Below are 10,025 nucleotides of genomic sequence, written 5' to 3' on the forward strand. Positions count from 1 at the left end.
CCTTGGGGCGGGAAATGCGACAACCTAAGCCGATTGCTGCCAACCTCAATTATGCCTAAGCTGGTCATTGTCGAATCTCCCACCAAAGCCCGTACCATCCGTGGATTCTTGCCCGCAGGGTACGAAGTTCAGGCCTCGATGGGACATGTGCGGGATCTCCCCGATTCGGCATCTGAAATTCCAGAAGAATTGAAAGGAGAAGAGTGGAGCCGCCTGGGGGTCAATGTCCACGCCGACTTCGAGCCCCTCTACGTCATCCCCAAGGACAAAAGAAAGGTGGTCAAGGAGCTGAAGGAAGCGCTCAAGAAGGCGGACGAGCTGATCCTGGCCACCGACGAAGACCGCGAAGGGGAAAGCATTAGCTGGCACTTGCAGCAGGTGCTGCAACCCAAAGTGCCCACCCGCCGCATGGTGTTCCACGAGATTACCCGCGAGGCCATTCAGGAGGCGCTGCAAAACTGCCGTGAGGTGGATGAACAACTGGTGCGTGCCCAGGAGACCCGCCGCATCTTGGATCGCCTGGTGGGCTATACCCTGTCGCCGCTGCTGTGGAAAAAAATTGCCCCCAAACTCTCGGCAGGGCGGGTGCAGTCGGTGGCGGTCAAGCTTTTGGTGGATCGAGAGCGGGAGCGGCGCGCCTTCAGAAAAGCCTCCTACTGGGATCTCAAAGCGGAGCTGCAGCCCAAAACGACCGTCGCCGGCCAGCAGGCTGTCTTTCCAGCAGAGCTGGTGAGCTTGGGTGGCAAACGCCTGGCCAATGGGCAAGACTTCGATCCCAGCACCGGCCAGCTCATTGCCGGGCGGGATGTGGTGTTGTTGGATCAGGCCCAGGCCGAGGCCCTGCGGGATCGCTTGCTGGGAAAAGCCTGGATCGTCAGCTCTGTGGAAGAGCGCCCCTCCACCCGCAAACCTGCCCCTCCCTTTACCACCTCCACCCTGCAGCAGGAGGCCAACCGCAAGCTGCACCTGTCGGCCCAGCAGACGATGCGCATTGCCCAAAAGCTCTACGAAGAGGGCTACATCACCTACATGCGCACCGATTCGGTCCACCTGTCGGAGCAGGCCATCCGCGCTGCCCGCGCCTGCGTGGAGTCGATGTACGGCAGAGAATATCTCAGCCCCGAGCCCCGTCAGTACACCACCAAAACCAAAGGGGCGCAAGAAGCCCACGAGGCCATTCGTCCTGCTGGATCAGAGTTTCGCCTGCCCAGCCAAACCCCCCTCTCCGGCCAGGAGCTGGCCCTCTACGACCTGATCTGGAAGCGCACCGTCGCCAGCCAAATGGCTGAGGCGCGGCAGACCCACACCATCGTACTCATCGCCGTAGACGATGCGGTGTTCCGGGCCAGCGGCAAGCGCATCGATTTTCCCGGCTTTTTCCGCGCCTATGTGGAGGGATCCGACGACCCAGAGGCGGCTTTGGAAGATCGGGAGGTGCATCTGCCTCTGTTGCGGCAGGGGGATCCCCTCCGCTGCCAGAAGCTGGAACCCGTTGCCCACGAAACCCAGCCTCCAGCCCGATATACGGAAGCCTCCTTGGTCAAGGTGTTGGAAAGTGAGGGCATTGGCCGCCCCAGCACCTACGCCACCATCTTGAATACGATCATGAGCCGTGGCTACGTCAGGCCGATGGGAAGTGCCCTCGTGCCCACCTACACAGCTTTTGCAGTCACCGAGCTGCTGGAAAAATACTTTCCCAACCTGGTGAATACCCGCTTCACTGCCGAGATGGAGCAAACGCTGGACGACATTGCTTCTGGACAGGCGGAGTGGCTGCCCTATCTGCGCCATTTCTTCTTGGGCGAGCAGGGTCTCGAGGGACAGGTGAAGGCGCGCGAGCTGGAAATTGATTCCGGCCTGGCCCGCTCCATCCATCTGGAGAACCTGCCTGTCAAGATCGGCATTGGCCCCTATGGCCCCTATGTGGCGGTCGAAACCGAGTCCGGAGAGGTGCGCGCCAACCTGCCGGAGGATATTCCCCCCGCCGATCTGAGCGCAGAACACATCGCGGAGCTGATCCAGCGGAAGCAAGAAGGCCCCAAGCCCATTGCCTTTCACCCGGAAACCCAGGAGCCAATCTATGTGATCCCGCAGGGCCCCTACGGCCCCTATGTGCAATTGGGAGAAGTTTCTGAGGACAACAAAAAACCCAAGCGCACCTCCCTGCCCAAAGGGTTGAAACCGGATCAGGTCACGCCAGAGATTGCCTTGGGGTTGCTGAGCTTGCCTCGCACCTTGGGGGAACACCCGGAATCGGGGAAAAAGGTGCAGGCCGGTATTGGCCGCTTCGGCCCCTACGTAGTCTGTGATGGCGATTTCCGCTCTCTGCCCGCCGATGAGGATGTGCTGACCATCAGCCTGGAGCGGGCGCTGGAGTTGTTGGCCCAGCCCAAGAAAGGCCGTGGGCGCGGCTCTGCCAAGCCCTTGCGGGAGCTGGGATCCCATCCTGAGGATGGCGAGCCGGTTCATCTGCACGACGGCCCCTATGGGCTGTATGTCAAACATGGCAAGGTCAATGCCTCTTTGCCCAAAGGGATCCCTGCCGAAGCGGTTACCCTGGAAATGGCCCTGCAGGTGCTGGCTGAAAAAGAAGTCTCTTCTGCAGAGGTCAAGGGGAAAAGCCGCTCGACCGCTTCTGCAGGTAAAGCCCAAGCCAAAACTGCCTCCAGCAGCCCTACAGCCCAGCAGGCCGGAAATGCTGTGCCGCAGAAGCGGCGTAAAGCACAAACCACTTCCACTGGCAGCGGGATGGCCAAAGAGCCGCAAGCCCAAGCGAATGGGTCAGCTCAGGTTGGATCCCGTCCCACCATTGTGAAGATCACCCCCAAAGCCCCCGCCTGAGGTCAGCTTCTTGGGGTGCGATGGCCCAAGGTCGCCTGCTCAGGGTGGCTTAGGGGTTAGCCATGTAACAGTTTTGCTGACGACACAACTGCTTCAAGGGCCGCAAGCAGCGGACACGGCGGCTTCCTGATTGGCAATGCAACCCATTGCTTCTGCAAACGGCAAGGGATCCTGCTGCTGGCGCTTGGGAATCTGGGCGTGTTCCAGCTCACTGCAGTAGCAGTAGGCAGGATGGCGACGATGGGGGTGTGCAAGGGACACGGGAGTAAATGAGAGTTGGAGTCGGGGCCAACAGCCTTCAGCTCAACGTTATCACCTGGGTGCCGGGGAAGTAGTGATTGAGAATTTGCGGCGCTGTGTAGCCCTGCTCGGCCAAGCCGCGGGATCCCCACTGACACAGTCCCACCCCATGGCCGGCCCCACGATAGGTGAAAAGGTACACTTCCTGCTGGCCGGGCTTTGGCTGGAGACGTTCCCACGTGAAGCGGTTGCTGGGGAGGATCCCCCAACCCAGGGTTTGGCCAAGGCGCAGCACAAACTCTTGGCCAGTCAACAGTTGGGATCCAACGCGAATGCGCACAGGGCGACCCCAGGGATCCGACTGCACAATCTCCAGATCGCCGTTGCCGAAGGCTGGCTCCAACTCCCGTCGGCTGAGCCGGACGCTGTGAGGGCCATAGAAGGGAGAGGCGCGACACCCGTCACAGATCACCCCTTGTAGGTAGGGGCGGGCGGGTGGGGCAAAAATATCCTGGTTGGCGCTGGTGTGGCCCCCACAGGTGGAGTGAAACAGAACCTCTATCGGCTGGCCGGCATGGGTTAGGATCTGCCCTCGGGTTGCCCGCACCGCAGCAGTGGTCGCCGCCGTTTCATAGGCCAGGCCACCATAGAACTGGTGGGCGGTGGAATCCTGCAATAGCCTTATCGAGGTAGAGGGCCATTCTCTTCTGGGGCCGGGGTGCAGATGGGGAATGGCCAAAGTGCGGGCCAAGATGGCTTGCGCCTGCAAGGCGGCAGCTGGCCAGTCGGCGGGCATTTCGCTGGGCACCAAAGCCAGCAGATAGTCTTCCAACTTCACCCAATTCACCAGATGCAGGCGACCTAAACCCTTGGGACGAATCTGTACCCAGCCCCGATAGCGACGCTCCTCCCCTGCGAGGGAGCGCAGAGCTCCCCCCTGTAGCCAAAGGGATCCCTGGTAGCGACGAGGCTGTCCCGGCCCGGTCAGAAGGAGCTCTTGGCGGCGAACCTGTAACTTCCAGGTGCCTGTTGGAAAAGGCTGCTGATTTAAAACAAAAGGGCCCATCAGCTCCAACTCGGCCAAGGGATCCGCACTCCAGCGGCTGAACAGCTCCACGGCCAGCCAATCTCCGCGCCCGGACGTTTGGGCCTGCCGAGAGCCTCCCCAAACAGCCCACAGGGATCCCAGCACCATCGCCCCCAACTGTCGTCGCCGCATAGGCCCCATCCGGGCATCCTCTATCGATAGACCATTCCCCCAGAAATACTGTCAAGATGAGCCGGCCAGCAAAGGATCGTATCCCAGTTGTTGGGTAAGCCGGGCGCGGGCCAATTCCCGATATTCCCAAAAGTGTTCTCCTGCGGCGCAGAGGCCCAAATATAGGTTCAGCAGGCTCGGTTTCTGTCGCCAAATCGTCCATAGCTGTCGCCAAAATTGGGCGCGAATTTCAGGGTGAAGGATCCCTTGCCGCCAGATGAGTTGTAGAAGCAGGTGGATCCCTTTGCGAAGGGGCAGCTTCATCATTTGCCGTCGGCCATCTTTGATGCCGATATTCAGGCATTGTTGCAGGCAGCGAGATAAATATCGCGCAGGATCATACAATTTCCAAAAACTTTCCAGATATTCTTGAGCAATCTCCGATAGAGAACGGGTGGGAATGAAATTCATCAGCGTATTTTGATCGCCGAACTCAGTAACGCCGATCCCTTCCAGCAAACGTTCCTCCTTCTTCAAGCGATTCCAGAGCTGTGTGTTTGGCAAAGCCTGTAAAATGCCTAACATCGGCTGAGGAATACCGGTTTGCTCGACAAAAGCCTGGATGCGATCCCCTGCTCCTGGCCGCTCTCCATCAAAGCCCAGAATAAACCCAGCATAGATCAGCAGTCCAGCATCGTTGATCTTGCGACAGGCCTCCACCAAAGGGTGGCGGGTATTCTGGAGCTTTTGGGTCATCTGTAAGCTGTCTTGGTCTGGAGTCTCAATGCCCAAAAAGACAGCATAGAACCCCGCTTCTACCATCAACCTCATCAGCTCTTCGTCTTCCGCCAGGTTGACTGAAGCCTCTGTCATAAAGGTAAATGGGTAATTGCGCTTTTGGCTCCAAGGGATCAGCTCTCGTAAAAATCGCTTGACGTTGCGCTGATTGCCGATAAAGTTGTCGTCTACCACAAATACCGAACCCCGCCAACCCAAGTCATAGAGAGCTTGCAGCTCGGCTAGCATTTGACTTGGCTCTTTGGTTCTCGGCTTGCGTCCGTAAAGAGAGATGATATCGCAAAACTCGCAATTGAAGGGGCAACCTCGCGAAAATTGGACTGACATCATGAAGTATTGATCCATACGCAGCAGATCAAACCTTGGCAAAGGACTTTGGGTTACATCCGGTTTTTCCGCAGCCCGAAAAATGCCCGACTCTTGCCCAGCTTCTAGAGCCTTGAGCCTTGACAAAGGCCGGTATGGTCACTTCCCCTTCATCCAAAACCAAATAGTGAGCACCAGATTCCAGGGCGTCTTGCGGCACAGAAGTTGGATAGGGCCCGCCCACAGCTACTTTTTTGCCCAGTTGTACAGCCTTGCGAATCAGGGCGTGGAAATCTTGTTTTTGCACCAGCATGGCCGACAAGATCACCAGATCGCACCAGTGCCAATCGGCTTCTGTTTCAGCAGCGACATTGCGATCCACAAAGCGAATCTCCCAGTGTTGGGGTAGCAGAGCAGCAACGGTGATCAAGCCCAGAGGTGGCATTAGCGCTTTTAGCCCCACCATCTCAATGGTGCGATTGTAAGACCAGAATGATTGAGGAAAACGCGGATAGAGCAGCAACGCCTTCATACCAACCAGCTCCTGAGTTGCAGATCGACCAACTTGATCCCCTACTGGTTTCCTATCGATTTGCTAGGCTTAGATAAAGCAGCCACAGATCAAACGCCTGCTCGCAATATCCTGTCGATGTTAGCCATTGGCAGATCTTGTGCAGGCTATCTGTGGAGAATCCTATGGTTCTGCGGCAAAAACTTAGCGGGCAGGGCCAATGGAGTAAAGCTTATCGGGATCCCTTAAAGTTGGTTTTGGTTATCGTTGGGCTGAGTGTTGACGTTCCCCTAGCGTACCCCCTGCAATCTTGAACCAAACCCTGCCCTCTCACGGCTGGGGACGAAGTCAGTTCTGCACACCTTGCTCAAAAACCTGCTGAACCAAGCCGCTGACGATGGAAAGTACAATTGCGCCGATAAACGCCCAGCCGAAATTATCGATGTTGAAAGCATTCCCGGCCAGCTTATCGGCAATGACCAAGCAGATGCCGTTCAAAATTAGCCAAAACAAGCCCAGGGTAAGAATTGTAATCGGCAGGGTGATCAGCCGGAGAATCGGCCTAACCAAACCATTGACCAGACCAATGGCCAGAGCCGCCACCAAAGCCCCGCCAAACCCGGAGACGTGGATCCCGGGCAAAAGCCAAGCCAGGATCATTACACTCAAGGCTGACATCAGCCAGGTGGCCAAAAGAGTTGCCATGCTCTCTCCTCTGCCCTGATGGGGCCGCGATTTTGCCCTCTATGCTAGCTGATCTCCTCAGGGATCCCTTGCGCAGAAACCTCTTCAGGGCTGTAAGTTTGCAGGGCCAAAGCGTGAATGCTCCGCCCCATGTGTTCTGCCAGAGCGGCATACACCAGGCGATGTCGCTGTAGGGTCGTTTTGCCGACAAACGAAGGCGACACTACTTGAACTCGGTAGTGCCCTCCTGTCCCGCCCCCGTGGCCGATGTGAAGGTGGGACTCATCCTCCACCTGCACATGAAGAGCCTGCAGCTTCTCCATCAGGTGCTGCCGAAGGTAGTCGGGGGTAAGCATGGCAACCCCTCTGGATGAGATGGGATCCCTTAAGATTGAGCCGTGGCCTTAGCAAAGGCTGCCTCGACCAGCGGACGCAGCTCGTTGCGGGCGTGCATCTCTTGGATGATGTCGCAACCACCCACAAACTCCCCATCAATATAAATCTGCGGGATAGTAGGCCAGTTGGAAAACTCTTTAATCCCCTGGCGGATCTCAGGATCCTCGAGTACGTTAATCGCCGTGTAGGGGAAGCCCAAACTATCCAGCACACGAACGGCGGCATAGGAAAACCCACATTGGGGCATTTCCGGGGTGCCCTTCATGTAGATGAGCACCTTGTGGGTGCGGATTTGCTCACGGATTTTCTCTTCCAAAAGGGGATCCAGCATGGTGTTCAGCCACTATAGCGACAACAGTCGATAGGCAAACTGGCATCCTATCGAGATCTCATTTTCGTCTACTTTTAACATGCTCGACACTTTTCCCACGGTTGGGCCGAGAGATTCTCTCATAGACTCTGTTCTACGGACGCCACCAGCAAGCCCCATTGCCCAGGGCTGGCCCAAGCCCCCAACCTATCCAGGCAGCGACCCCAGGATCCATGTTAATTTCTACACCAACATGGTTAGCGACAGGGTCGGCGACAAACCTCAAACCCTGATTCTTCCGTTGACCCGGTCGATCCCGCTCTGGGCAAGGGTTTCAGGCCCCTCGGCGGAGAAAAACAAGGGGAAATTGCAGCCGAAAACAAGACCTCTGGACAAGGGTTATAATGGGGGGGAGTCGCTTCCCTTCGGGGAAGTGGAATTAATGGAAACGCTGTAATTAAATTTCAACCCATGAAGTTTTTTGAAAAATACCTTACCGTTTGGGTCTCGCTATGCATTGCTGCAGGCATTGGTCTTGGGAAAATACTGGGGAATTCTGTTTCGGTGCTTGAAAGCTGGCAGATATATACCATCAACATTCCGGTAGCGGTGTTGGTTTGGATGATGATCTACCCGATGATGGTACAGATTGATTTTTCATCGATAGGCGGTGTTTCAAAAAATTGGAAAGGGCTGGCGCTGACAGTTACTGTAAACTGGCTGATCAAACCTTTCACCATGGCATTGTTTGGATGGATTTTCTTTAAAAATCTGTATGCTACCTGGATCACTCCGGAAGATGCAGACCAGTACCTGGCAGGCGCCATTCTGCTGGGTGCCGCACCCTGCACAGCCATGGTGTTTGTGTGGAGTTATTTGGTAAAAGGCGATGCCAATTATACGTTAATACAAGTTTCAGTCAACGATCTTATTCTGCCGGTTGCATTTGTACCCATTGTAAAATGGCTGCTGGGAGTAACCAACATACAGATACCGTATGAAGTACTGATTACTTCGGTGGTTGTTTTTGTTGTTATACCGCTAACTACGGGTTATCTGACCAATCGGATATTGCCTCAACGAAAAGGAAAGGATTGGTTTGAACAAAAATTTCTTCCGGCACTTCGTCCTGTTTCCATACTAGCATTGCTTTCAACCCTGGTTTTACTCTTTGCCTTTCAGGGCGAACACATACTGGATCATCCATACACCATTTTGTTGATAGCCATACCACTGACCATTCAAACCTACTTCATATTTTTTATAACCTGGCTGGGTGGAAAATTGCTCCGTTTATCACATCCGGTTTGTGCACCGGCTGCGATGATTGGTGCCAGTAATTTTTTTGAACTCGCAGTTGCCGTGGCCATATCACTTTTTGGTCTTAATTCAGGTGCGTCGTTAGCCACGGTGGTTGGTGTACTCATAGAAGTACCCATCATGTTATCGTTGGTAGCCATCGCTAACAGTTGGAGGTATTAAATGAAAAAAATCTTGGTTTTATGCACAGGTAATAGCTCCCGTAGTCAAATGGTACATGGTTATTTAGAAAATCTGTTACAAGGTAAAGCTCATATTTACAGTGCCGGTATTGAGATACATGGCGTAAATCCGAGAGCCATACAAATCATGAAGGAAGATGGAATTGATATCAGTCATCATACCAGCAACCATGTAAATGAATACTTAAACATACCCTTTGATTACATCATCACGGTATGTGATCATGCCAGAGAAAACTGTCCGTACATACCAGGTAATTCCATTCGCATACATCATAGTTTTTCTGATCCTGACAAAGCAACCGGAAGTGAAGAAGAAATTATGCATGCATTTCGTATGGTTCGAAATGAGATACGCACATTCTGCGAAGAATTTTCAAAGACTATCATTGCTTAATCCTAGTAAGAAAACACAAACAAAAAAGCCCCGTAACCGGGGCTTTCTGATTTATTTTACAACCATGATGCGTTGTGTTATCGCTTGTTTTCCGTCAGATATTCTAAGAAGATAAATTCCAGAAGACAATCCGTCTGTGATCAAAGTTATTTGCTGCTGAGATGGAGCAATGGTAAATTGCTGCAACACCTGACCCAGTGTTGTTATCAGTTCTCCTTTCAACGGTTCGGCAGAAGCCAATTGCAGAGCAATGGTAATCATATCAGTAGCCGGATTGGGATACACCAAAAAGTTGGAGGTATTCATCACTTCATCCACCGAAGAACAGTTAAGTACTGTAACCGATGCAGTCGCAGTTGCTGTACATCCGTTAGTAGCTGTGGCTGTAACGGTATAGGTAGTAGTGGATGCAGGGCTTACATTGATGGAAGCAGTATTAGCACCTGTATTCCAAGTAAAACTATTACCACCAGAAGCAGTAAGATTTACAGAGCTTCCCTGACAAATAGTACCGCCACCACTTATAGTAGGTGTGGGCAAAGGATTCACCACAATACTGGCTGTTGCCGTGTTTGTTCCGTTTAAATTGCTAGCTGTTAATGTTACAGTATATGTCCCCGCTGAATTAAATGTTACAGTAGGACTGGCAGCCGTACTTGTTGAAGGAGTTCCGCCGGGGAAGGACCAGCTATAGGAAGTAGCATTGGTAGATGTATTGGTAAATGTAATACTTTGCCCTGCACAGATGTTACAGCCTTTTAATTTAAAATAGGGTACAGGTATTCAAGAGGAAGGAGAGAAAGGAATGCCGACTCATTCTTTGGATTTGCGGCAAAGAGTTG

General features: G+C 53.9%; 9 protein-coding genes and 2 pseudogenes. 3 read left to right on the forward strand and 8 right to left on the reverse strand.

The features are described from left to right. Positions 1-51: 51 nt before the first annotated feature. Positions 52-2,841, forward strand: a complete 2,790-nt coding sequence (gene topA / locus ACVW0B_RS11345; protein ID WP_457491719.1) for a type I DNA topoisomerase — start codon at positions 52-54, stop codon at positions 2,839-2,841. A gap of 93 nt (positions 2,842-2,934) precedes the next feature. On the opposite strand, the gene ACVW0B_RS11350 is transcribed toward topA, so the two are convergent. The 6 genes and pseudogenes from ACVW0B_RS11350 to grxD form a co-directional block, all read right to left on the reverse strand. Continuing rightward, positions 2,935-3,102 carry a hypothetical protein gene (locus tag ACVW0B_RS11350; protein ID WP_457491720.1) on the reverse strand — a complete coding sequence of 56 codons (168 nt, stop codon included), beginning with the start codon at positions 3,100-3,102 and terminating at the stop codon, positions 2,935-2,937. Positions 3,103-3,139: 37 nt separating this feature from the next. Then, entirely contained in the window at positions 3,140-4,300 is a 1,161-nt protein-coding gene (locus tag ACVW0B_RS11355) for a SpoIID/LytB domain-containing protein (protein WP_457491721.1), read from the reverse strand. A gap of 51 nt (positions 4,301-4,351) precedes the next feature. Continuing rightward, positions 4,352-5,915, reverse strand: a pseudogene (locus tag ACVW0B_RS11360) (B12-binding domain-containing radical SAM protein). Positions 5,916-6,242: 327 nt separating this feature from the next. Beyond that, positions 6,243-6,599: a phage holin family protein gene (locus ACVW0B_RS11365; protein ID WP_457465565.1), complete on the reverse strand. Its 357-nt coding sequence runs from the start codon at positions 6,597-6,599 to the stop codon at positions 6,243-6,245. A 44-nt stretch (positions 6,600-6,643) separates the two neighbouring features. Next, the gene (locus ACVW0B_RS11370; RefSeq protein WP_414329320.1) at positions 6,644-6,934 is read right to left on the reverse strand and encodes a BolA family protein; all 291 of its coding nucleotides are present in this window, start codon (positions 6,932-6,934) and stop codon (positions 6,644-6,646) included. Between the two features lie 29 nt (positions 6,935-6,963). Next, on the reverse strand, positions 6,964-7,305 hold the full coding sequence (gene grxD / locus ACVW0B_RS11375; RefSeq protein ID WP_011433932.1) for a Grx4 family monothiol glutaredoxin: 342 nt from the start codon (positions 7,303-7,305) through the stop codon (positions 6,964-6,966). Positions 7,306-7,755: 450 nt separating this feature from the next. Here grxD and arsB point away from each other — a divergent pair, with 450 nt between their 5' ends. Together arsB and ACVW0B_RS11385 are read left to right on the forward strand one after the other, a co-directional pair. Continuing rightward, positions 7,756-8,766 (forward strand): ACR3 family arsenite efflux transporter, encoded by a 1,011-nt coding sequence (gene arsB / locus ACVW0B_RS11380; protein ID WP_414328751.1) that lies wholly within the window; start codon positions 7,756-7,758, stop codon positions 8,764-8,766. Next, positions 8,767-9,183, forward strand: a complete 417-nt coding sequence (locus ACVW0B_RS11385; RefSeq protein ID WP_414328749.1) for an arsenate reductase ArsC — start codon at positions 8,767-8,769, stop codon at positions 9,181-9,183. Between the two features lie 51 nt (positions 9,184-9,234). Here ACVW0B_RS11385 and ACVW0B_RS11390 read toward each other — a convergent pair whose 3' ends face one another. Continuing rightward, positions 9,235-9,735, reverse strand: a complete 501-nt coding sequence (locus ACVW0B_RS11390; protein ID WP_457491722.1) for a T9SS type A sorting domain-containing protein — start codon at positions 9,733-9,735, stop codon at positions 9,235-9,237. Positions 9,736-9,741: 6 nt separating this feature from the next. Continuing rightward, positions 9,742-9,966: pseudogene (locus ACVW0B_RS11395) on the reverse strand (PKD domain-containing protein); the annotation flags it as partial. Positions 9,967-10,025: the final 59 nt, after the last annotated feature.

The organism is Thermostichus sp. MS-CIW-23 (assembly GCF_054059455.1).